This window comes from Nocardioides nanhaiensis, from assembly GCF_039542785.1.
GTDB lineage: Bacteria > Actinomycetota > Actinomycetes > Propionibacteriales > Nocardioidaceae > Nocardioides > Nocardioides nanhaiensis.
Genome location: NZ_BAABIM010000002.1, coordinates 815,993 through 837,974 on the forward strand (window position 1 = coordinate 815,993; position 21,982 = coordinate 837,974).

The following is a 21,982-nucleotide window of genomic DNA, read 5'->3' on the forward strand; positions in this document are numbered from 1 at the left end:
CCGTAGCATGACCCGGTCGAGCCCGGCGAGAGGAGGCGGTGACGTGGAGGGCGTGCTCCCTGCCGCCGCGCCCGAGGACGTGCTCCTCGAGCTCGAGGAGCGCTCGCGCCACCTGCTGCTGGAGGGGCTGGCCCTGATCGTCGACGGCCTCGTGGTCGCACTGCCCCGCGCCCGGGCCGGCGTCGTCAGCACCGGGCTCGAGCCCGCGCTGCTGGCCCACGCCACCTCGGAGTGCGACGAGCTGGACGGGCCCGCGTCGCCGCGCCCGCCGTCGCTGGAGGAGGTGCTGGCCCGCCTCGCCCCGACCACCGCCGAGGGCGGCGGGTCGGCCGCCCGCTTGACCCCGGACCTGTGCGTGCTCCCGCTGCGCGACCGCAGCGGCGGCGTCCGCGCGCGCCTGTTCGTGGCCAGCGGCGACCCGGGGACGCCGCTGACGGCGGTCGCCGTCCACGCGCTGGTGACCGCCTACGCCGCGCACGCCGAGCGCGAGCTGCGCGGCTCCCTGGAGCAGCAGCAGCTCGACGAGCAGGTGCGCCTGGCCGAGGCTGCGCGCGAGGTGGTGCGTCGGGTGACCGCCCGGATGGACCTCACCGCCTCGGTGCCCGCCGTCGTCACCGCCCTGCGGGAGGGCTTCCGGGTCGCCACCGTGCTGGTGCGCGAGTACGCCGACGGACCGGGGGTCCGCGGGCAGGGCACCGACCCCATCCCCGCCTCGGCGCGGGAGGTGCGGATCGTGCGCGAGCTGTGCGCCCGGCTCTGGGCGACACAACGGGTGCTGGCGGTCCGGCCCGACGACGTCCAGGGGGCCGCGGTGAGCGCCGAGGAGGTCGCGGCGCTGCGGCACTTCACCGACGCCGCCGGGATCGGCAGCGCCCTGCTGGTGCCGGTGGGCTTCCGCGACCGGTGCACGGGTCAGCTCACGCTGGGCGACGTCTCGCCGGACCGCACCTGGAGCCCCAACGAGAGCGAGATGGCGCTCGAGATCGGGCGCGACCTCGGGCGCGCCATGCGCAACGCCAGCTCGTTCGCGCGCGAGCAGCGGCTGACGGCGGAGATGCGCGCCGTCGAGGCCGAGAAGAGCAGCCTGATCGCCACGGTCTCCCACGAGCTGCGCGGCCCCCTGGCCGCGATCGTCGGCCACCTCGAGCTGCTGAGCACCACCGGTGCCGGCAGCGACGACCTGCGCCGCGCCCTGGCCCCGATGGGTCGGGGCACCGCACGCCTGCAGCGCGTCATCAACGACCTCACGCTGCTCTCCCGGGTCGGCGACCCCGCCGCACCACCGCCGGTCGCCGCCGTCGACCTGGGGCGGCTGGGGCAGGAGGCGGTCGAGCTGCAGCGCGCCACCGCCCAGCTGGCCGGTGTCGAGATCCGCACGGCGCTGGCCGACGACGTGTGGGTGCGCGGCGACGCCGCCGAGCTGGACCGGGCGCTGAGCAACCTGCTGGCCAACGCGGTCAAGTACGGGCGCGAGGGCGGGCGGGTCGAGCTGGGTTCGACGGTCCACGGCGAGGAGGTCGTCGTCTGGTGCCGCGACGACGGCATCGGCATCGCGCCGGAGTACCTGCCGCACCTGTTCACCGAGTTCTACCGGGCCGCGGACCCCCACGCGCTCGAGCGCAAGGGCACCGGCCTGGGGTTGGCGATCGTCCAGCGGATCGCCCGGCGCCACGGCGGCCGGGTGGAGGTCTCCTCCCGGCCCGGGAAGGGCAGCGAGTTCCGGCTCTACCTGCGCGCCGCGCCGGCGCCCGTGGCGCCCGGCGCGTAGGGGCGGCACCTGCCGACCCCGACCGTCCGGCCGGCGCGGGCGACCAGGGCGTGGGCGACCTCGGCTGCCTGGGCACGGATCTCGGGGATGGCGGTGGACTCCCACAGGACCCCCTTGCGCCCCGGACCGACCACGAGCAGCTCGGGGCGGGCCCGACCCTCGGGGTCGGTCAGCCGACCGTCGGTGGTGCACGCCAGACCCAGGAAGAGGGGGTCCGGGGCCGCCAGGCCGCGCTCGCGCAGCGCCAGCAGCAGCGGGTCGTCGGAGCGGGTCACGTCGGTCAGCGGGCCGGTGCAGTTCAGCACGGCGTCGGCCAGCACCGGCTCGCCCTCGGCCGTCGTCGGTCCCGTGCCGTGGTCGGTACGGACGCGGACCGTGCACCGCTCGCCCCGGTCGGCGACGGCACTGAGCCGACCGGTCACGCGCAGCAGCCGACCCTCGGCCTCGAAGCCGGCGAGCGCCTGCGCCACCTCGGGCGCCATCCGGTGCCGGTGCACGTCCCACTCGCGGGCGTAGGTGGCCAGGAAGCGGGTGCGCTCGGCGAGGTCGAGCCGGCTCCACAGGTCCTGGGTGGGCGCGCGCAGCCCGTCGACGACGGCGCGCCAGTCGACGCCCTGCGCGGCCGCCGCGGCCACCTGCTCGCGCACGAGCGCGGCGAGGCCGTCGGCGGTCAGCCGACCGGTCGGGACGGGGCTCACCCACGCGGTGGAGAGCTGCGCCACGTGGGTGCGGGGCAGCAGGCCGGTGCGGCTGACCATCACGACCCGCCGGCGCGGGTGGTCGGTCAGCAGCGTGATGACGGCGTCGACGGCCGTGAGCCCGGAGCCCACCACGACGACGGTGGCGTCGGGGCGCAGGTGGTGCAGGCGGGAGAGGTCCCAGGGGTCGGCGACGTGCCAGGGGGCGGCCGGGAGCTCGTCCCCGTCGACGGTGAGCGGGCGGGGTCGCTGGTTGCCGTGCGCCAGCACGACGGCGTCGGCCTCGCAGGACTCCTGCGGCCCACCGGGAGCGTGCACCGCGTAGCCGCCGCCGGCCACCTCCTGGAGGTCCTCGACCCGTCCGGCGCGCACGGTGAGCCGGTGGTCGGCCACGGTGGCGAGGGTGTCCTGCAGGTAGGCGGCGTAATCGCGGCGCGGCAGGAACCCCTGCGGGTGCACGTCGCGGCCGGTCCGGGAGGCCCAGTCGAGCAGGTCGGAGGGCACGTCGGGGAAGGCGCTCATGTGTCGCGCCCGGACGTTGAGCAGGTGCCGGGGGTCGGAGGTGCCGTAGGCGATCCCGCGGCCGAGGATGCCGGTGGCCTCGTGGACCGTCACGCGCAGCCGGTGCTCGCGGTCGGCTGCCAGGAGGTTGATGGCGGTGAGCACGCCGCTCGCGCCGCCGCCCACCACGCTGACGCGGTAGGTCGCGGGACTGGTCACGGGGCCGGGTGCGCTGTCACTCACCGGAGTGACTCTACAAGATCACTTGTCTTTAGCCGAATAGACGCTCCGTGGACGACGAACGCCCCGGAGCCGTGGGCTCCGGGGCGGTCGGTGGTCGGGGCGGGGGCACTCACATGGCGCGGGCGCCCTGCTCGATCGCCTCGCGGATGCGGGTGTAGGTGCCGCAGCGGCAGATGTTGCGCAGGCCCTCGATGTCGCCGAGGGTGACCTGGCGGCCCTCCTCCTTGGCCTTGCGGACCAGCGCCACGGCCGCCATGATCTGGCCGGGCTGGCAGTAGCCGCACTGCGCGACGTCGCGGTCGAGCCAGGCCTCCTGCATCGGGTGCAGGCCGTCACCCTCGACGGTGTCGGCCAGTCCCTCGATGGTGGTGATCTCGTCGTCCTCGGCGAGGTCGCCCACCGGGACGGCGCAGGGGTTGAACGCCTTGCCGTTGACGTGCGAGGTGCAGGCCTTGCACACGTTGATGCCGCACCCGTACTTGGGGCCCTTGACCCCGAGGATGTCGCGCAGCACCCACAGCACGCGGACGTCGTCCTCGACGTCGACCTCGACACGCTCGCCGTTCACGATGAAGCTCTGCATGGGCATGGGAGTCTCCGTTGCTCAGTTGCTCTGTGGTCGTGGTGGGCGGGCGGTCAGAAGGTCAGCTTGAGCCCGTTGGTGGGCGATGCGGGCAGCGGCGGCTCGTAGGACTTGACCTCGAAGGGCCGCTCGGCCTTGTGGTTGATCGGGAAGTAGGTCGGCACCTCGCCGGTAGCCCGGGCGTAGGCGCACGCCACCGCGGCCATCGAGGCGGCGACGCCGGCCTCGCCGGCGCCACCGGGGACGCCGGTGGTCTCCGGCATGATGATCACGTCGACGACCGGCGGCGTGTTCCACTGCCGCGTGTAGAAGTAGTTGTCCCAGCTGGCCTCGACGAAGTGACCGTTCTCCAGGTGCATGCTGGAGGTCAGCGCCTGGGCGATGCCGTCGTTGATGCCGCCCTGCATCTGGGCCTCCAGGCCGAGCGGGTTGATCGGCAGGCCGACGTCGATGGCGAAGACCACGCGGGTGACGCGCGGGCCGGTGACACCCTCGCGGATCGGACGGTTGACCGTCTCGGGGCGGCAGTCGATCTCGACCAGGCAGGCGCTGGAGCCCTTGTACTCCTTGTGGATCGCGATGCCCTGGGCGGTGCCGGCGGGCAGCCGGCGGCCCCAGTCGCCGACCTCGGCGACCTTCTCGAGGACCGCGAGCGTGCGCTCGTCGCGCAGGGTGCGGCGCCGGAACTCGAAGGGGTCCTCCCCCATGGCCTTGGCCAGCTGGTCGACGACCAGCTCGTTGGCGGTGCGTACGTCGGGCGAGTAGATGTTGCGCATCGAGGCCGTGTTGAACCGGTCGTCGGTCTCGGTGAGCGTCTGCACGACGGCGCCGAAGTTGTAGGGCACCTCCTGGGTCAGCGCGAAGATCGTCTCCGCGAACCCCAGGTTGCCCAGGCCGGTGGGCAGGCTCGCCACGTTGGCGCTGATCAGGTCACCCAGGCCGTGGCGGTAGTCGGTCTCGACGCTGGTGTGACCCTGCGTGAGCGCGAGGACCTCCTTGCCGGCGTAGACGGCCTTGATCTTGCTGGTGGCCATCGGGTGGCCGCGACCCACGCGGGCGTCGTCGGCACGGTGCCACATGAGCTTGACCGGCTTGCCCATGGCCTTGCTGATCTTGGCGGCCTCGAGCGCGGCGTCGAAGAACAGGCGGCGACCGAAGGAGCCACCGCCCTGGGTGACGTGCACCGTCACCTTGTCCTGCGGCAGGCCGACAGCCTCGGCGATGCGCGCCTGGGCGGTGACCGGGGACTTCAGGCCGGCCCAGATCTCGGCGGAGTCGGCACGCACGTCGGCGATGGCGGAGTTGGTGTCCATCGCGGAGTTGCTGCGGAAGTAGAAGGTGAAGTCGGCGTCGATCGTCTTGACCAGGCCGAGCTTGTCCAGACCCAGCTTGTCCAGGCCCAGCTGCTTGTTGCTGGGCAGGGCCACCTCGGCCTTCTTGAGGTTGTCGAGGATGTCCTGGTCCGAGAGGCCGGCGACCGGTCCGTCGTTCCACTCCACCTGCATCGCGCGGACGGCGTCGATGCACTGACCGAAGGTGCGCGCACGCACCGCCACGCCGGTGTCGACGATGGCGACGTCGGTGACACCGGGCATCTCCAGGATGGCGCGGCCGTTCACCAGGTTGCGGACGGTGCCGTTGAGCGTGGGGGCGCGGCAGACCATGGTCGGGAGCGCGTCGGCGACGTCGAGGTCGGTGGCGTACTCCTTCGCGCCGGTGACGGCCGCGAGGGCGTCGGTGCGGCGCTGCCCGGTGCCGATCACGCGGAAGCCGGACTCCTTGAGCTCGACCTCGCGGCGCTGGGTGGTGGCACTCGCGGCCTCGCGGGCCAGCTCGCCGTAGGTGAGCGACTTGGTGAGCCCCTGGATCACGCCACCCTTGGCGACGAGCTTGTCGACCTCGTCGCCGAGCAGGTTGGAGGCGGCCTCGAGCAGCGCGCCCTTGGCGATGGCCGCGGCGACGCGGATCGGGGTGTAGGTCGAGATGGTCGTGTTGGAGCCGCCCGTGAGCTGGTTGAACAGCAGCTCGGGGCGGGCGTCGGCGAGGGTGACGTTGACCTTCTCGACCGGCAGCTCGAGCTCCTCGGCGATGATCATCGCGGTGGAGGTGACGATGCCCTGGCCGTTCTCGGAGCGCGGCAGCGCGAAGGAGGCGGTGCCGTCCTCCTCGATCACGATCTTGATCAGGTTCGCGGTGGGCCGGGCGGCGTCGGTGAGGAAGTCGTTGAGGTCGTAGAGCTCGGGGATGCTCGGCGCGCTGGGGATCGCGCTGGCCGGCGAGGCGCCCAGCGCCATGTCGGCGGCGGCGATCAGCGTGCTGCCGCCGATCACGTACCCCAGGAAGCTGCGACGCGGCAGACCACTCGGTCGTGCGCGCGAGCCGTCGTCGTCGGCGGCGTGGTGGTTCTGGTCCAGGACTGTCATGGCGGCACCCCTTCGCGCCACGATGCCGAGCGGGAGCCCGAGGGACGGCGTTCACCGTGACGTACCTCCGAGCGTGACAGCCGCCACGTGCGCACCGAAGGGGTGTGACGCCCACAACGTGACCACGGTTACTGTGCAGAATGCACAGTAACCTCCGGGGCACCTCGGCCGTTGTCGCGCTCTACGCGACACTCGGTTGTGCGAATCCGGCGGTCGTCGAGGGTTGGTTCAGGGTTGGCTCATGGTTGGGGCCCGAGCCTGACGGCGCGCAGTGCCAGCGCCAGCTCGACCGGCGGCGCCCGGTCCAGCAAGGGGAGCGCCAGCAGCCCCTCCACGCGCCGCAGCCGGTTCATCACCGTGTTGCGGTGGCAGGGCACCGCGGTCGCCGTCGCGGTGACCGACCCCCCGCTCGCCACCCACGCCGCCAGGGTGTCGATCAGGACGCCGCTCTCGCTGCCGCCCAGCTCGAGCACGGGCGAGAGCCAGACCGCGACCAGCCGCCGGGTGACCACGGGCGAGCTCAGCAGCAGGGCCTCGGGCAGCTGCTCGTCGAACGTGGCCAGCCCGGGACGGCCGTCCCGGGCGCGCAGGGCCAGCTGCGCCTGCCCGACGCCGTCGTCGACCCGCGAGAGCCCGGCCACCACCGTCGAGACGCCGAGCACGCACCCGGAGGCCTCGGCCTCGTGGGCCAGCGCTCGCAGCACCGGGGCGGGGTCGCTCTCGCGCAGCGCGACCAGCCCGACGACGCCGTCGGTGCGCCGCACCCAGCGCGAGGCCGCCGCGCCGGTGGAGCGCTCGGCCCGCAGCAGCTCGAGCTCGGTGCCGCTCACCACCAGGTAGTCACCGCTCACCGGCAGGTCGAGCACCCGGGCCGCGAGGTGGGCGAAGGCCGGCTCGCGCGCCCGACCGGTCAGCAGCCCCTCCCACAGCTCGGCGCGCTGCTGGGCGTCGGCGTCGACCGCCGCCCGCTCGTGGCGGTGGTAGGAGGTGGCCACCTCCGCCGAGGTGCGGTCGACGACCTCCCACAGGGCGGTGCCGATGTCGAGCACGTCGGCGGAGTCGAGCACCGCGGGAGCCTGGGCCACGAGGTCGGCCCAGATCAGCCGGCCGCCCATCCGGAAGGAGCGCAGCACGTCGTCGAGGGGGAAGCCCTGCTCGGCGCGGCGCTGCCCGGTCTCGCGGGCCGCGTCGTAGGCGGGGTCGCCGCCGTCGCGCAGCCGCCCGGTGTCCGCGGCCTCGGCGAGCAGCTCCAGCAACCGGGCCACGTTGGCCAGGCAGGAGCGCAGCAGGTCCGCCCGGGTGACCACCGGGAGGTCGCGGTAGCCGCGGTTCTCCTCGACGATCACGTCGACCAGGTGGTGGGCGATCGGCACCACGCGGGCGCGACGGTGCTCGGCGAGGAACTCCCGTGTCTGCGCCCGCACCCGCCGACCCTCCCGGCTCAGCCCAGGGCCGCGGCCACGTTGCGCAGCAGCAGGGCCTCGGCCACCACCACGCGCTCGAACTCGGCCAGGTGCAGACCCTCGTTCGCACCGTGGGCGCGGGTGTCGGGGTCCTCGACGCCGGTCACCAGGACGCTGGCCTCGGGGAAGGCCTCGAGGAACTCGGCGATGAACGGGATCGAGCCCCCCACCCCCATGTCGACCGGAGCCGTGCCGTCCCAGGCCTCGGTGAAGGCCTGGCGGGCGGCGTCGTAGGCGGGGCCGGTGGCGTCGATCTGGGTGGCCTCGCCGGTGTCGACGACGGTGACGGTGAGCTCGGCTCCCCAGGGCACGTGCTGCTCGAGGTGCTCCTGCAGGCGCGCCAGCGCGTTGGCGGTGGTGTCGCCGGGCGCGATGCGCATGCTGATCCGGGCCCGGGCCGCCGGCACCAGGGTGTTGCTCGCCCCCGCGACCTGCGGGGCGTCGAGCCCGGTGATGCTCAGCGCGGGCTGGGTCCACAGCCGCTCGACGGCCGACCCCTCGCCGATCCACTGCACGCCGGCGGTCGCCCCGGACTCGGCGCGCAGCCGCTCCTCGGGGTACTCGACGTCGGCCGCGGGGCCGCGGTGCAGCCCGGCCACGGCGACCGCACCGTCGTCGTCGTGCAGGCTGGCGATCAACCGGCTCAGCGCGATCAGCGCGTCGGGCACCAGCCCGCCCCACATGCCGGAGTGCACCGCGTGGGTGAGCGTGCGCACCTCGACGTCGACGCGCACCAACCCGCGCAGGCTGGTGGTGAGGGCCGGGACGCCGATGTCCCAGTTGCCGGAGTCGGCGATCACGATCACGTCGGCGCGCAGGCGCTCGCGGTGGGCGGCCAGCAGGTCGGGCAACGTCTCGGACCCCACTTCCTCCTCACCCTCGACGAACAGCGTCACGCCGACCGGCAGGTCGTCGCCGAAGACCCGCAACGCCCCGAGGTGGGCGGCGATGCCGGCCTTGTCGTCGGCGGCGCCGCGGGCGTAGAGGCGCTCCCCGCGCTCGGTGGGCTCGAACGGCGGGCTGTCCCAGTCGGCGTGGTCGTTCTCGGGCTGCACGTCGTGGTGGGCGTAGAGCAGCACGGTGGGCGAGCCCGCCGGCCCCGGCTTGTGGGCGATGACGGCGGGGGCGCCGCCGTCGGCGCGGGCGCTGACGATCTCGACGTCGTCGAAGCCTTCGGCGCGCACGAGCGCGGCGACGGCCTCGGCGCTGCGCTGCACCTCGGCGGCGCGCTCCGGGTCGGCGCTCACCGACTCGATGCGCACCAGGTCCTCGAGGTCGGCGCGGATGCCGGGCATCAGCTCCTGGACGCGCTGGCGGATGGCGGCGGCCTCGAGGTGGTCATGGTGGGTCGGCTGGCTCATGCCCGCCAACCTACCCAGCGGTGAGCGGCAGGTAGGGGCTCAGGTCGGCCCGCTCCCCCGAGGCCCGCACGCGCCCGTCGGCCTCCGCCTGCGCCCAGGTCAGGGCGCCGCTGGCGAGCGCGATCCACGTGGCGGCGTCGGTCTCGACGACCGCCGGCGGGGTGCCGCGCGTGTGCCGCACGCCGGGCACCACCTGCACCGCGGCGAACGGGGGCACCCGCACCTCCACGGAGTGGCCGGGCGCCCGCTCCTCCAGCACCGCGAGGTAGTGCTTGGTGAGCAGCTTGAGGTCGGCGCGCTCCGCGGCGTCCCCCGCGTGGACGGCGGCCTCGGCGCGGGCCAGGGCTGCGGCGACCTCGGCCGCCGGTGCGGGTCGCAGACGGGCAGGCACGGCGGGAGCCTACGCTGGCCGACGTGCCCGAAGGCGACACCGTGTTCCTGCTGGCGCGCAAGCTCGACCGGGCGCTGCGCGGCCGCGAGGTGGTGCGCTCGGACTTCCGCGTGCCGCAGCTGGCCACCCGCGACCTGTCGGGGCGCACGGTGCTCGGCCACGCCACCCACGGCAAGCACCTGCTGACCCGGTTCAGCGAGGGCATCACGCTGCACAGCCACCTGCTCATGGACGGCGAGTGGACCGCCACCGGCCCCGGCCGACGGCTGCCCGCGCGGATGATGAAGGACGTGCGGCTGGTGCTCGAGACCGCCGCCGGCACCGCCTGGGGACTGCGCCTGCACCAGCTGGACCTCGTGGCCACCACCCAGGAGGACAGGCTGGTGGGCCACCTCGGCCCCGACCCGCTGCGCCAGGACTGGGACGCCGCCGAGGCCGTGCGCCGTCTCGGCACCGACCCCGACCGCCCCTTCGTCTCGGCGCTGCTGGACCAGACGCTGGTGGCGGGCCTGGGCAACCTGTGGGTCAACGAGCTCGCCTTCGTGCTGGGCATCAACCCGTGGCGCCCCGTCGGCGAGACCGACCTGCCCAAGGTCGTCGACCGCGCCGCCCGCTTCCTGCGGCACTCCGCCCACACCCCCGGCGCCTACCAGGTGACCACCGGCAACGCCCGTCCTGGCCAGGACCACTGGGTCTACGGCCGCCGCCACCGCCCCTGCCGCCGGTGCGGCACCGGCATCGAGCGCCGCGACGAGGTGCCCAACGACCGCGACCGCCGGGTCACCTACTGGTGCCCCCACTGCCAGCCGGGGCCGGCTCCGGACTGAGTGCTCTCAGCGGGTTGTTGTCCTCGGGCTGGCGTTGGGCCCGCACCGAGCCCCCATCGGGTGGTGTGTCTCGGGATGCGGGATCAGCCGGGGACTTGTCGGCCTGTTGTGGAACTTGTCGGCCAACGCGTTGGCCGACAAGCATTGGCCTTGGCCGACAAGTCCCCGGTCCGTCCCACCCGCTGGGACAGGGGCGGGCCCGGAGGGCCCGCGCCTGGAGGGCGGCGGCTTGCCGCCGCCCCAGTGCCGGCCATCAGCACGGCCGACGAGGCTCGCCGTCAACGGATCGGCGGAGCCGACCGCGAAGCGGCCGAACGAAGTGAGGTCCTTGACGGTGAGACCGGCCGTGCTACCGGCGCGGGCACACCCACCACATGCACCGAGCCGAAGACACCATCACCCACCCACGATCCCCGCGAACTGCCGGGACACCCGGGCCAGCTCGTCACGCAGCTCGACGGGCTCGACCTCGGTGCAGTGGGCGCCGACGTGCGCGAGCACCATCACCGGCCAGTGCAGGGAGTCGACGTTGAGGTGCATGCGGGAGCGCTGCTCTCCCTCGGGCTCGACCTCGCCCCAGTGGCCGAGCGCGGCGCGCACCTGCTCCGCGGGCGCGTGCACCAGCGCCGAGACGGCGTACCGCTGGGGGCGCTGGGTGAAGCCGGAGCGCACGAAGGTGAGGGCGTCGGGGGCCGGCAGCTCGCGGGGGCGGAACCGCTCGCCGGTGAGGGTGAGCTCGCCGATCCGGTCGAGCCGGAAGGAGCGCCAGTCGCCGCGGTCACGGTCGTAGGCCACCAGGTACCAGCGCCGGCCCAGCGAGACCAGGCGGTGGGGCTCGACGCGACGCTGGGTGGGCTCGGCGTCACGGCCGGAGTAGCCGAAGCGGGCGAGCTCGTCGTCGCGGCAGGCCTGGGCGAGCGAGGTGAGCAGGTCGGCTCCGATCCGGGGTCCGTCCGCCCACGGCGCAGGCGTCTCGGTCTGGGAGGCGACGGCGTCCATCCGGCGTCGCAGCCGCGGCGGCAGCATGCCCATCACCTTCGTGAGCGCCTGCACCGAGCTCTCCTCGAGGCCACCCACCGAGCCGGCCGCCGCGGAGTGCAGGCCGGCGGCGATCGCCACGGCCTCGTCGTCCTCCAGCAGCAGCGGGGGAAGCTGGCCCCCGGCGCGCAGCTGGTAGCCGCCGGCGACGCCGCGGGAGGAGTCCACGTGGTAGCCGAGGTCGCGCAGTCGCTCGATGTCGCGCCGCAGCGTGCGAGGGCTCACCTCGAGCCGCGAGGACAGCTCCTCGCCGGGCCAGTAGCGGTGGGTCTGCAGGAGCGAGAGCAGCGAGAGCATCCGGGCGCTGGTGGACATGGTCCGAGACTAGGTCCGATTGTGGCCAGGACCTGACCGCTGGGGCCGGAAGAGTCCTCGTCATGACCCGACACGCACCCCAGCCCGGTCCGGCGATCCGGACCTCCGCCCTCACCAAGACCTACTCGCAGCACGGCACCCCGGTGGAGGCCGTGCGCGGCCTCGACCTCGAGGTGGCGGACGGCGAGCTGGTGGCCTTCCTCGGCCCCAACGGCGCCGGCAAGTCCACCACCCTGCGCATGCTCACCACCCTCCTGCCGCCCACGTCGGGCTCGGCGCAGGTCGCCGGCTTCGACGTCGTCGGCCAGCACCGGCAGGTGCGTCACGCCATCGGCTTCGTCGGCCAGGGCAACGCCGCCGGCCCCCAGCAGCGCGGGCGCGACGAGGTGGTCGCGCAGGGTCGCGCCCACGGCCTGACCCGCAGCGAGGCGTCGCGGCGTGCCGGCGAGCTGCTGGAGGCCTTCGACCTCGCCGAGCACGCCGACCGCCCGGTCGCCACGCTCTCGGGCGGCCAGCGCCGTCGCCTCGACGTCGCCATCGGCCTCGTGCACCGGCCCCGGCTGCTGTTCCTCGACGAGCCGAGCACCGGGCTCGACCCGCAGAACCGGGCCAACCTGCAGGAGCAGGTGGTGCGGCTCAACCGCGACCTCGGCACCACGATCGTGCTCACCACCCACTACCTGGAGGAGGCCGACGCCATCGCCGACCGGGTGGTGGTGATCGACCACGGGCGGGTGATCGCCGACGACAGCGCGCACCGGCTCAAGTCCGGGCTCGGCGACCTCGTGACCCTGGGCTTCGACTCCCCGGGGCAGGCCACGACGGCGGCCGAGCGCGCGGGGCGACTGCCCGGCGCCACGGTCGCGCTGGACGGCGCCCGCCTGGTGCTGCGGGTGCCGCACGGCCGCGACCTGGCCCCCGGCCTGGTCGCCGACCTCGCCGCGGCCGGCGCCGCCGTCGCTCGCCTGGAGGTGGCCGGCCCCACCCTCGACGACGTCTTCCTGCAGCTGACCGGCCGCAGCCTGCGCGAGAGCGAGCAGACCACCGACCCCGCCACGACCACCGCCACCGCCACCGCCACCGCCACCGAGGGAGCAGCCGCATGAGCACCACCACCGAGAGCATCCGCACCGACAGCACCCCCGGGGTGCTCACCGACACCTGGCTGGTGATGACGCGCGAGCTGCGCCCGGTGCTCCGCGAGCCGGTCTCGCTGCTGTTCGCGATGGTGCAGCCGCTGGTCTTCCTCGCGCTGTTCGCCCCGCTCCTGCCCGAGGTCGAGGGCGGCTCGGCGCTGCAGTGGTTCGTGCCCGGAATCATCGCGATGACCGCGCTCATGGGCGCCTCGATGACCGGCTCCAACCTGACCCTCGAGATCACCTCGGGCTCGCACGAGCGGCTGCTCGTCTCGCCGCTCAGCCGCACCTCGCTGCTGGTGGGTCGCGCCCTGAAGGAGGTCGTGCCGGTGCTGGCGCAGGCCGCGCTGATCGTGGCGGTGGTGACCCCGTTCGGCTTCGACCTGCACCTGGCCGGCGTGCTGGTGGGGGCGCTGATGCTGGCGGTGTTCGCCGTCGGCGTGGGCGCCCTCTCGTTCGCCCTGGCGCTGGTCTCGGAGGGCCAGGACTGGCTCTTCTGGACGGTGCAGCAGACGCTCATCTTCCCGCTGCTGCTCCTGGCCGGCGTGCTGCTGCCGGTCGACGACGGCCCGCGGTGGATCCAGGTGGCCTCCGACCTCAACCCGCTCACCTACATCGTCGGGGCCGAGCGGGCCCTGTTCGCCGGCACCTTCCCCGCGGGTGAGCTGGCGGCGGGCGCGGGTGCTGCCCTGCTGGTGGCGGCGCTCGGGCTCGTCGTCGGTCTGCGCACCATCAACCGCCGCAGCTGAGCCGCCGCGCGGCTCGGCGCCACTACGCTCGCCCCCGTGACCACCGGCGCGGGGGCGAGCAGCGGCTTCGACCGGCTGCGCGCCGACCCGGTGCTGGCCACGGTCACCCGGCTCGAGGAGCGCATCGCGGCGCGCTTCCCGCAGCGCGGGCTGCTGCGCGTCGCCGCCCAGCTGCGGGTGCTGGTCTCCGACGTCGAGCAGGCCGCGGGCGAGGCACGCGTCGGCCGACGCGTCGCGCGCTGGGCCTCGCGCGTCCTGATGGCGGCGGTGGTGGCGGCCACCGTCGTCCTCCTGGTGCTCGCCACCGGCGAGGCGCTCTCGCGGCGCGGACCGGAAGAGACGCTGGACTGGCTACCCCTGCTCGAGTCGGTCATCAACGACCTGGTCTTCGCCGGGCTGGCCGCCTGGTTCCTGTGGTCGGTGCCCGAGCGGCTGCAGCGCGAGCGGCTGCTGCGCCAGCTGCACCGGCTGCGCTCGCTGGCCCACGTGATCGACATGCACCAGCTCACCAAGGACCCCGAGCGGCTGCGCAGCGACTTCCGCCCCAGCCCCGCGAGCGTGGAGGTCGACCTGGACCGCGCGCAGATGGAGGCCTACCTGGACTACTGCTCGGAGCTGTTCAGCCTGGTGGGCAAGACCGCGGCGCTGTGCGCCGAGCAGAGCCAGGACCAGGTGGTGCTGCAGACCGTCAGCACCATCGAGACCGTGACCAGCTCGATGTCGCGCAACGTGTGGCAGAAGATCCAGCTGCTGCGATGAATCCAGGATGATCCGCCGCATCACTCCCCGGTGCGGAAGGATGGGGCGCGTGCTGCGCTCCCCCCACCCCCGACGACGCGGTGCGCTCGTCCTCGCGCTCGTCCCGGCCGTGGCCACGGCACTCCTGACGGCGTGCAGCCCCCAGGAGGAGACCGGCCCGCGCACCGTCGAGGCCGGCGAGGTGGTGGTCGCGCGCCAGCTGGAGGTGGAGTCCACCGGTCGCACCCCCTTCCTGGTGGTGCCCACCGGCCGGCTCGAGGTCCGGGCCGGCGAGCCGACCGCACAGGTCGAGGGCGACGCCACCCGCGCCCGGGAGGCCGTCGTCGCCCCGGAGGGCTCGGTGCTGGTGCCGCTCACCTGGCGCTACCTCACCGACGTGCTCGACGCCGCTGCCTCGGTGTTCGGGGCGCCGCAGGAGCTCGGCGTCACGCTGGTGGCCGAGGGCGAGCGCTACCCCCTGGTGCCGCCCGCCGAGGACCGCAGCGCCTCCGACGAGGACGAGTTCTACGTGGCGGTGGCCGGCGACGGGCAGGACCTCGAGCTGGAGCTGGCCTACGCGGGCGTCACGCAGACCCTCGACCTGCGCACCGGCGAGCGCGAGTCCGGCGTCGCCCAGGGCCTCTACCCCCTGCAGGGCTTCGAGGTGCGCACCCGGGAGTGCCCCGATCGCGACTGGGCCCCCGACGACGCCCCGCTGGGGCAGCTGTACTTCTACTGCACCGTCACCAACCCGCTCGTCACGCCGTTCCGCCAGGGCGCCTGGGCCGAGGAGGGCACCTCGTTCGCCGTCGTCGGCGTCACCTCCACCCTCGAGGGCTACCTGCTCCCCGGCGCCGACGGGCTCTCCTCGGCCACCTACGCCGTCGCCTCCAGCCGCAGCACCACCCGCCTCGGCGGCGAGCGCCCGCTCGAGGTCGACACCGCCGAGCGAGGGCCTGCGACCGTCACCGACTTCCTCACCTTCGAGGTGCGTGGGCGCGTGCCCGGGCAGATCAGCGTGGGTCGCCGCATCGAGCTCACCCGCGAGCTCGCGCGTGGCGTGATCGACGCCCCCGACACGCTGAGCGTCGAGGCCCGCGGCGACGTCGCCCTGCCGTGAGCACCGGCGAGGAGCTGGTCGTCACCTCGCGGCTGCGAATCCCACCGGGCGAGCTGACCGAGCGGTTCTCCCGCTCCTCGGGGCCGGGCGGGCAGGGGGTCAACACCGCCGACAGCCGCGTCGAGCTCTCCTTCGACGTCGCCCGCTCGCCCGCGGTGCCCGACGACCTGCGGGCACGGCTGCTGGACCGCCTCGAGCGCCGGCTGGTCGACGGCGTCCTGACCCTGGCCGCCAGCGAGCACCGCACCCAGCTGGCCAACCGGCGGGCCGCCCGCGAGCGGCTGGCCTCGGTGCTGCGCGACGCCGCCGCGCCGCCCCCGCCGCGTCGCCGACCGACCCGCCCCACGCGCGGGTCGCAGGAGCGGCGGCTCGCGGCCAAGAAGCGCCGCGGCGAGACCAAGCGCGGTCGGGGCAGCGCCCGCGACGACTGAGCCGGGATGTGGGGACCGGCTCTCCCATCCGCGCGGCGCTCGGTGGCGAACCCTCCTGGTGAAGCGACGCACCCTGCTCGGCCTGCCCGCTCTCGGGGTCCTCGCGGCCGCGGCCGCGGCGTGCGCACCGGCCGTCCCGGGGCAGGATGGGTCCGTGCGCGAACCCGACGCCCCCGGGGAGGGCCGCATCGCCTACGGCGAGGACCCCAGCCAGTACGGAGAGCTCTACCTGCCCGACGCCTCGGTCGGGGCGCCGCGCGGCGTCGTCGTCGTGATCCACGGGGGCTTCTGGCGCGCCGAGTACGACGCGAGCCTGGGCCGGCCCCTCGCCGTCAGCCTGGCCGCGGAGGGCTGGGCGGCGTGGAACCTGGAGTACCGCCGGATCGGCAACGGCGGCGGCACGCCGGCCACCTTCGACGACGTCGCGGCCGGCATCGACGCCCTGCGCGACCTGCGGCTCGGCGGCCTGGACCTCGCGACCGCGCCCGTCGTCACGCTCGGGCACTCCGCGGGCGGCCACCTCGCCGCCTGGGCCGCGGGCCGCCTGCGCGACCAGCGGTGGGCCGGCGGCCTGCCCGTGACCGCGGTGGTCTCGCAGGCCGGCGTGCTCGACCTGCGCGCCTCCGAGGAGGCCGGGCTCGGCGGCGGTGCGGCCGCCGCGCTGCTCGGCCACGCCCCCACCGAGGCCGACGCCGCCTACGACCCCGCCCAGCAGATCCCCCTCGACGTGCCCGTCTGGTGCGTGCACGGCACCGCCGACACCAACGTGCCGCTCTCCCAGTCGGGCTCCTACGTGGCCCGCGCCCAGGAGGCCGGTGCCGAGGCCACGTTGGTGGAGGTGGCCGGCGACCACTTCGTGGTCATCGACCCCGACTCGGAGGCGTGGGCGCAGACGCTCGCTGTGCTCGACGAGCTCGGCTGACGATCGGGTCCGCGTGAGCTCGGACCCGATCAGCCCAGGACACTCGGCAGCGTCGCCGTCCAGGCGTCGCGCAGCAGGGTGAGGTCGATCTGCAGGACGCCGTCGACCTCGAGGTCGGTGCCGCCGGTGCTGCCCAGCACGGTGACCGGGACGCCGTGGCGCTCGGCGAGCGCGCGCGCCTGCTCGACGTCGGCCTCGGGCACGGTGACCAGGGCCCGCGCGGTGGACTCGGAGAACAGCGCGACGAAGGGGTCCTGCGCGACGCCCTCGAGCGCCACCCGGGTGCCGATGCCGCGGCGCAGGCACGACTCGGCCAGCGCCTGGGCCAGGCCGCCGTCGGAGAGGTCGTGGGCGCTGGTGAGCAGGCCGACCCCCTCGTGCAGCAGGGCGGCCAGCGAGCGCTCGGCCTCGAGGTCGACCATCGGCGGGGTGCCACCCAGGTGGTCGTGCACGACGTGCGCCCACTCCGAGCCGGAGAGCTCCTCGCGCGTGGCGCCGAGCAGCAGCACCGCCTCGCCGTCGGCGACGAAGCCGGTGGGGGTGCGACGGGTGACGTCCTCGACCACGCCGAGCACCGCCACCACGGGGGTGGGCAGGATCGCCGTCTCGCCGGTCTGGTTGTAGAGGCTGACGTTGCCGCCGGTGACCGGGACGCCCAGGGTGGCGCAGGCGTCCTTGAGACCGCGGCAGGCCTCGGCGAACTGCCACATGACGGCGGGGTCCTCGGGCGAGCCGAAGTTGAGGCAGTCGCTGATGGCGACGGGCACCGCGCCGCCGGTGGCGACGTTGCGGTAGCTCTCGGCGAGCGCCAGCTGGGCGCCGGCGTAGGGGTCGAGCTTGGCGAAGCGGCCGTTGCAGTCGGTGCTGACGGCGACGCCCAGGCCGCTCTCGGCGTCGACGCGCACCATGCCGGAGTCGCTGGGCTGGGAGAGCACCGTGTCGCCGCGCACGTAGCGGTCGTACTGGTCGGTGATCCACGACTTGTCGCACAGGTTGGGTGAGCCGACCATGCGCAGCAGCAGCCCGCGCAGGTCCTCGACGGCGGGCCGGGGCAGCGCCTCGGCACGGTCGGCCTGCAGCGCGTCCTGCCACTCGGGGCGGGCGTAGGGGCGCTCGTAGGTGGGGCCGTCGTGGGCCACCGAGCGCGGGGGCACGTCGACGACGCGCTCGCCGTGCCAGTCGATCTGCAGGCGGCCGGAGTCGGTGACCTCGCCGACCACGGTGGCGTCGACCTCCCACTTGGCGCAGATGGCCAGGAACGCGGCGACGTCGTCGGGCTCGACGACGGCCATCATCCGCTCCTGGCTCTCGCTCATCAGGATCTCCTCGGGCGCGAGCGTGGAGTCGCGCAGCGGCACCCGGTCGAGCTCGACGTGCATCCCGCCGTCGCCGGCGCTGGCGAGCTCGGAGGTGGCGCAGGAGAGGCCGGCGCCGCCGAGGTCCTGGATGCCGGCGACGACGCCGGCGGCGAAGAGCTCGAGGGTGCACTCGATGAGCAGCTTCTCCATGAAGGGGTCGCCCACCTGCACGCTGGGGCGCTTGGCGGGACCGGTCTCGTCGAAGGTCTCCGAGGCCAGCACCGAGACGCCGCCGATGCCGTCGCCGCCGGTGCGGGCGCCGTAGAGGATCACCTGGTTGCCGGTGCCGGAGGCCTTGGCGAGGTGGAGGTCCTCGTGGCGCAGCACGCCCACGCAGAGCGCGTTGACCAGCGGGTTGCCCAGGTAGGTGCTGTCGAAGACGGCCTCACCGCCGATGTTGGGCAGGCCCAGGCAGTTGCCGTAGCCGCCCACGCCGGCCACGATCCCGGGCAGCACGCGCTGGGTGTCGTCGGCCTCGAGGGGGCCGAAGCGCAGCGGGTCCATGACGGCGACGGGCCGCGCACCCATGGCCAGGATGTCGCGCACGATGCCGCCGACGCCGGTGGCGGCGCCCTGGTAGGGCTCCACGTAGCTGGGGTGGTTGTGGCTCTCCACCTTGAAGGTGACGGCATAGCCCTGGCCGATGTCGATGACGCCGGCGTTCTCGCCGATGCCGGCCAGCATCTTGCCCGCCGGGGTCTCCTGGCTGAGCTCGCCGAACTGCTTGAGGTGCACCTTGGAGCTCTTGTAGGAGCAGTGCTCGCTCCACATGACGCTGTACATCGCCAGCTCGCTGCTGGTGGGTCGGCGGCCGAGGATCTCGCGGATCTGCTCGTACTCGTCGGCCTTGAGCCCGAGGTCGGCCCAGGGCTGCTCGCGACCCGGGTCCTGGGCGGCGACGGCGACGGTGTCGAGGCGCGGCGCCTCGGTGGTCTCGCGGGTCTCGGGCACGGGCCGCAATCTACCGACCGCCACCGACGGCGGCCCGCGCGCGTCCGCCCCGGTCGGGCGCTCGTGAAGTACAGGCCTGTAGTTCACGTCGATCGCTGTGACGGGTGTGACTGGTGAGGTTAGGGTGACGGTTCGACGGCACGCCCCCCTTCCCCTGGAGCCCCGCCATGCCCCGCCTTCCCCTGGCCACCCCCCTGGCCGCACTCGCCCTGGCCGCCGGCCTGATGGCCGCGCCGAGCACCGCGGCCGCCCCCGCATCGGCCCCCGCAGCCGCAGCGGTGGCAGCGCCCACCGCCGCCCGCGCCGCCAACCCGGTCACGCCCGGCAACTTCACCGGGTTCGGTTTCGACCAGTGCCTGGCGCCCACCCAGAAGTCGATGAACCGCTGGTGGCTGCACTCGCCCTACCAGGCCGTGGGCATCTACATCTCCGGCGACTCGCGCGCCTGCCGCAGCCAGCCCAACCTGACGCCGGCGTGGATCAGCCGGCAGCTGGCGATCGGCTGGCGGCTGCTGCCGATCATCCTGGGCCCCCAGGCCTCCTGCCAGCCGCGCTTCCCGCGGTACGCCGACGACTTCCGGATCAACCCCACCCCCGGACGCAACGGCCAGTACTCGGTCGCTCGCAAGCAGGGCCGCACCGAGGCGGTCAAGAACGCCGCCGACGCCAAGCGGCTCGGCATCGCCCCGGGCAGCACGCTCTGGTACGACCTCGAGGGCTTCAACCTCGGCGACACCCGCTGCCGCGAGTCCGCGCTGGCCTTCGTCAGCGGCTGGTCGGTGCAGACCAAGAAGCTCGGCTTCCGCACCGGCATGTACTCCAGCGCCTCCTCGGGCATCAAGATGCTCGACGACGCCCGCCGGGCCGGCCGCACCGACGTCACGCTGCCGGAGTTCATCTGGCTCGCGCGCTGGGACGGCATCGCGAACACCTCCAGCACCTACATCACCAACGACGGCTGGCGCCCCGGCGGCCGGATGAAGCAGTACCTCGGCGGTCACGACGAGGTGCACGGTGGCGTCCGCATCAACATCGACAGCAACTACCTCGACCTCGGCACCGGCTCGCGCGCCCTGCCCGAGAACCGTTGTGGCGGCACCCGGATCGGCTTCCCCGACTACACGCCGCTGCGGCCGCCCAAGGCCGGTCGCACCTCCCCGGCCCCGCTGGTCAAGGCGATGCAGTGCCTGCTCAAGGAGCACGGCGTCTACGCGGGCGCCATCAGCGGCAGCTACGACGCCGCGACCCGCACCGCCGTCAACGCCTGGCAGGCCCGCACCGGAGCGACCCGCAGCATGTGGTGGTCGCGCGCCAACTGGATGTCGGCCTTCGCCGCCGGCCCCTCGGGCGCGACCCAGGTGGTCAAGTTCGGCTCCTACGGCCCGCACGTGCGTCGGGTCCAGCGCGCCCTCAACGCCGCCTCCCCCACCACCAAGCTGGTGCCCACCGGCACCGCCGACACCCGCACCAGCAACGCCATCAAGGCCTGGCAGCGCACGGTCGGCCTGCCGCCCACCGGCGTGATCAACTCGCGCGGCTGGGCGCTGCTGCGGGCCGCCAAGCGCTGAGCCTCAGCCGACCGGCGGACCCACCAGCAGCGCGACGCCGGTCAGGGCGACGACGGCGAGGATGCCGGCGAGCAGCCCGCGGGCGGGGTTGCGCACCACCCAGGCGGTGGGGCGCTCGAGGGTGGTGGCAGGCTCGTCGTGGCGCAGCCGCCACGCGGTGCCCAGCCAGCCGCGACGCTCGGCGGCGCGGTCGAACCAGATGGTGAAGAAGGGCGGCACGGCGGCGGCCAGGCCGAGCAGCGTGCGACCCGGCGTCCAGCGCTGGTCGAGGGCGACGACGACGGTGGTCACGCAGTAGGCCACGAACACGACGCCGTGCAGCATGCCGCCGATGCTCACGCCGAGCTCGGTGGTCTCGGTGGCGTACTTGAGGAACATGCCGGTCAGCAGCAGCGCCCAGGTGATCGCCTCGGCCACCGCCACGACCCGGAACAGCCGCAGCGGGCTGACCGTGGTGGGGGTCGTCGCACCCGCTCCGCTCATGCGAACGCGGAGGCGGCGAGCGAGGTGAAGAACGCCAGACCGTCGGTGCCAGAGCCGGTGAGCTCCTCCACCGAGTGCTCGGGGTGCGGCATCAGCCCGACGACGTTGCCGGCCGGGTTGGTGATTCCGGCGATCTCGCGCAGCGAGCCGTTGGGGTTGTCGTCGAGGTAGCGGGCCACCACCAGGCCCTCGCCCTCGAGCCGCTCGAGCGTGGGCTCGTCGGCCACGTAGCCGCCCTCGCCGTTCTTCAGCACGATGGTGACCTCCTGGCCCTCCTCGTAGCCGGCGGTCCAGGCGGTGCGGTTGTTCTCGATGCGCAGCCGCTGGTCGCGGCACACGAACTTGCGGTGGTCGTTGCGGATCAGCGCGCCGGGCAGCAGGTGCGCCTCGCACAGGACCTGGAAGCCGTTGCAGATGCCGAGCACCGGCAGGCCGCGACCGGCAGCCTCGACGACCTCGGTCATCACCGGCGAGAAGCGCGAGATGGCCCCGCAGCGCAGGTAGTCGCCGTAGGAGAATCCTCCCGGCAGCACGACGGCGTCGACGCCGCGCAGGTCGTGGTCGCCGTGCCACAGCGCCACGGCCTCGTGACCGCCCAGCCGCACCGCGCGCTGGGCGTCGTGGTCGTCGAGCGAGCCGGGGAAGGTGACGACGCCGACCTTCACGCCGTCTCCTCCACGCGCACCTCGAAGTTCTCGATCACGGGGTTGGAGAGCAGCATCTCGGCCATCCGGTGCACGTCGGCCAGCACGGCCTCGGTCACCTCGCCCTCGACCTGCAGCTCGAAGCGCTTGCCCTGGCGCACCTCGGTGACGCCGGAGAAGCCCAGGCGCGGCAGCGCGCCGAGCACCGCCTTCCCCTGGGGGTCGAGGATCTCGGGCTTGGGCATCACGTCGACGACGACTCGGGGCACGA

At 74.2% G+C, this 21,982-nt stretch carries 20 protein-coding genes; 9 read left to right on the forward strand and 11 right to left on the reverse strand.

Annotated features, from left to right (window positions below):
• The first annotated feature begins 43 nt into the window (after window positions 1-43).
• Window positions 44-1,768, forward strand: a complete 1,725-nt coding sequence (locus tag ABD948_RS12025) for a sensor histidine kinase (RefSeq protein ID WP_345266041.1) — start codon at window positions 44-46, stop codon at window positions 1,766-1,768.
• Here ABD948_RS12025 and ABD948_RS12030 read toward each other — a convergent pair.
• From ABD948_RS12030 to ABD948_RS12055, 6 genes are all read right to left on the reverse strand, one after another.
• Window positions 1,726-3,210, reverse strand: a complete 1,485-nt coding sequence (locus ABD948_RS12030; RefSeq protein WP_345266043.1) for an FAD/NAD(P)-binding protein — start codon at window positions 3,208-3,210, stop codon at window positions 1,726-1,728. The two genes, ABD948_RS12025 and ABD948_RS12030, sit on opposite strands and share 43 nt — an antisense overlap.
• Before the next feature lie 109 nt (window positions 3,211-3,319).
• Window positions 3,320-3,799, reverse strand: coding sequence for a (2Fe-2S)-binding protein (locus ABD948_RS12035; RefSeq protein WP_345266045.1), 480 nt, complete (start codon window positions 3,797-3,799; stop codon window positions 3,320-3,322).
• Between the two features lie 47 nt (window positions 3,800-3,846).
• Window positions 3,847-6,216, reverse strand: a complete 2,370-nt coding sequence (locus tag ABD948_RS12040; RefSeq protein WP_345266047.1) for a molybdopterin cofactor-binding domain-containing protein — start codon at window positions 6,214-6,216, stop codon at window positions 3,847-3,849.
• A gap of 239 nt (window positions 6,217-6,455) precedes the next feature.
• Entirely contained in the window at window positions 6,456-7,640 is a 1,185-nt protein-coding gene (locus ABD948_RS12045; RefSeq protein WP_345266049.1) for a PucR family transcriptional regulator, read from the reverse strand.
• 17 nt (window positions 7,641-7,657) lie between these two features.
• Window positions 7,658-9,040: a dipeptidase gene (locus ABD948_RS12050; protein ID WP_345266051.1), complete on the reverse strand. Its 1,383-nt coding sequence runs from the start codon at window positions 9,038-9,040 to the stop codon at window positions 7,658-7,660.
• Between the two features lie 10 nt (window positions 9,041-9,050).
• The gene (locus ABD948_RS12055; RefSeq protein WP_345266053.1) at window positions 9,051-9,431 is read right to left on the reverse strand and encodes a sterol carrier family protein; all 381 of its coding nucleotides are present in this window, start codon (window positions 9,429-9,431) and stop codon (window positions 9,051-9,053) included.
• 23 nt (window positions 9,432-9,454) lie between these two features.
• Here ABD948_RS12055 and ABD948_RS12060 point away from each other — a divergent pair, with 23 nt between their 5' ends.
• Window positions 9,455-10,258 (forward strand): DNA-formamidopyrimidine glycosylase family protein, encoded by an 804-nt coding sequence (locus ABD948_RS12060; RefSeq protein ID WP_345266055.1) that lies wholly within the window; start codon window positions 9,455-9,457, stop codon window positions 10,256-10,258.
• Window positions 10,259-10,654: 396 nt separating this feature from the next.
• Here the strand turns inward: ABD948_RS12060 and ABD948_RS12065 are convergent, their stop codons facing one another.
• Window positions 10,655-11,611, reverse strand: coding sequence for a helix-turn-helix transcriptional regulator (locus ABD948_RS12065; protein ID WP_345266057.1), 957 nt, complete (start codon window positions 11,609-11,611; stop codon window positions 10,655-10,657).
• Window positions 11,612-11,673: 62 nt separating this feature from the next.
• Here ABD948_RS12065 and ABD948_RS12070 point away from each other — a divergent pair, with 62 nt between their 5' ends.
• From ABD948_RS12070 to ABD948_RS12095, 6 genes are all read left to right on the forward strand, one after another.
• Window positions 11,674-12,717, forward strand: a complete 1,044-nt coding sequence (locus ABD948_RS12070; RefSeq protein ID WP_345266059.1) for an ATP-binding cassette domain-containing protein — start codon at window positions 11,674-11,676, stop codon at window positions 12,715-12,717.
• Window positions 12,714-13,496, forward strand: coding sequence for an ABC transporter permease (locus ABD948_RS12075; protein WP_345266061.1), 783 nt, complete (start codon window positions 12,714-12,716; stop codon window positions 13,494-13,496). The genes ABD948_RS12070 and ABD948_RS12075 overlap by 4 nt, the downstream gene beginning before the upstream one ends.
• Before the next feature lie 36 nt (window positions 13,497-13,532).
• Window positions 13,533-14,255: a hypothetical protein gene (locus ABD948_RS12080; RefSeq protein ID WP_345266063.1), complete on the forward strand. Its 723-nt coding sequence runs from the start codon at window positions 13,533-13,535 to the stop codon at window positions 14,253-14,255.
• Between the two features lie 49 nt (window positions 14,256-14,304).
• Window positions 14,305-15,354, forward strand: coding sequence for a hypothetical protein (locus ABD948_RS12085; RefSeq protein ID WP_345266065.1), 1,050 nt, complete (start codon window positions 14,305-14,307; stop codon window positions 15,352-15,354).
• Window positions 15,355-15,368: 14 nt separating this feature from the next.
• The gene (arfB, locus tag ABD948_RS12090) at window positions 15,369-15,785 is read left to right on the forward strand and encodes an alternative ribosome rescue aminoacyl-tRNA hydrolase ArfB (RefSeq protein WP_425576594.1); all 417 of its coding nucleotides are present in this window, start codon (window positions 15,369-15,371) and stop codon (window positions 15,783-15,785) included.
• 154 nt (window positions 15,786-15,939) lie between these two features.
• Window positions 15,940-16,707 (forward strand): alpha/beta hydrolase, encoded by a 768-nt coding sequence (locus tag ABD948_RS12095; RefSeq protein WP_345266069.1) that lies wholly within the window; start codon window positions 15,940-15,942, stop codon window positions 16,705-16,707.
• 29 nt (window positions 16,708-16,736) lie between these two features.
• Here ABD948_RS12095 and purL read toward each other — a convergent pair whose 3' ends face one another.
• Complete coding sequence (gene purL, locus ABD948_RS12100; protein WP_345266071.1) at window positions 16,737-19,016, reverse strand: phosphoribosylformylglycinamidine synthase subunit PurL; 2,280 nt, start codon at window positions 19,014-19,016, stop codon at window positions 16,737-16,739.
• Window positions 19,017-19,183: 167 nt separating this feature from the next.
• Here purL and ABD948_RS12105 point away from each other — a divergent pair, with 167 nt between their 5' ends.
• The gene (locus ABD948_RS12105; protein WP_345266073.1) at window positions 19,184-20,584 is read left to right on the forward strand and encodes a glycoside hydrolase domain-containing protein; all 1,401 of its coding nucleotides are present in this window, start codon (window positions 19,184-19,186) and stop codon (window positions 20,582-20,584) included.
• A gap of 3 nt (window positions 20,585-20,587) precedes the next feature.
• Here ABD948_RS12105 and ABD948_RS12110 read toward each other — a convergent pair whose 3' ends face one another.
• The 3 genes from ABD948_RS12110 to purS are packed head-to-tail and all read right to left on the reverse strand — an operon-like array spanning window position 20,588 to window position 21,980.
• On the reverse strand, window positions 20,588-21,067 hold the full coding sequence (locus tag ABD948_RS12110) for a DUF3817 domain-containing protein (RefSeq protein ID WP_345266075.1): 480 nt from the start codon (window positions 21,065-21,067) through the stop codon (window positions 20,588-20,590).
• The gene (gene purQ, locus ABD948_RS12115) at window positions 21,064-21,732 is read right to left on the reverse strand and encodes a phosphoribosylformylglycinamidine synthase subunit PurQ (RefSeq protein WP_345266077.1); all 669 of its coding nucleotides are present in this window, start codon (window positions 21,730-21,732) and stop codon (window positions 21,064-21,066) included. Before purQ ends, ABD948_RS12110 begins: the two co-directional genes overlap by 4 nt.
• The gene (gene purS / locus ABD948_RS12120) at window positions 21,729-21,980 is read right to left on the reverse strand and encodes a phosphoribosylformylglycinamidine synthase subunit PurS (protein WP_345266081.1); all 252 of its coding nucleotides are present in this window, start codon (window positions 21,978-21,980) and stop codon (window positions 21,729-21,731) included. The genes purQ and purS overlap by 4 nt, the downstream gene beginning before the upstream one ends.
• Window positions 21,981-21,982 lie beyond the last annotated feature (2 nt).

Bases quoted from the DNA above. Each gene is read 5' to 3' on its own strand.
- ABD948_RS12110 (WP_345266075.1), bottom strand. From the start codon at position 21,067: ATGAGCGGAGCGGGTGCGACGACCCCCACCACGGTCAGCCCGCTGCGG.
- ABD948_RS12075 (WP_345266061.1), top strand. From the start codon at position 12,714: ATGAGCACCACCACCGAGAGCATCCGCACCGACAGCACCCCCGGGGTG.
- ABD948_RS12065 (WP_345266057.1), bottom strand. From the start codon at position 11,611: ATGTCCACCAGCGCCCGGATGCTCTCGCTGCTCTCGCTCCTGCAGACC.
- ABD948_RS12035 (WP_345266045.1), bottom strand. From the start codon at position 3,799: ATGCCCATGCAGAGCTTCATCGTGAACGGCGAGCGTGTCGAGGTCGAC.
- ABD948_RS12105 (WP_345266073.1), top strand. From the start codon at position 19,184: ATGCCCCGCCTTCCCCTGGCCACCCCCCTGGCCGCACTCGCCCTGGCC.
- ABD948_RS12070 (WP_345266059.1), top strand. From the start codon at position 11,674: ATGACCCGACACGCACCCCAGCCCGGTCCGGCGATCCGGACCTCCGCC.
- ABD948_RS12040 (WP_345266047.1), bottom strand. From the start codon at position 6,216: ATGACAGTCCTGGACCAGAACCACCACGCCGCCGACGACGACGGCTCG.
- ABD948_RS12050 (WP_345266051.1), bottom strand. From the start codon at position 9,040: ATGAGCCAGCCGACCCACCATGACCACCTCGAGGCCGCCGCCATCCGC.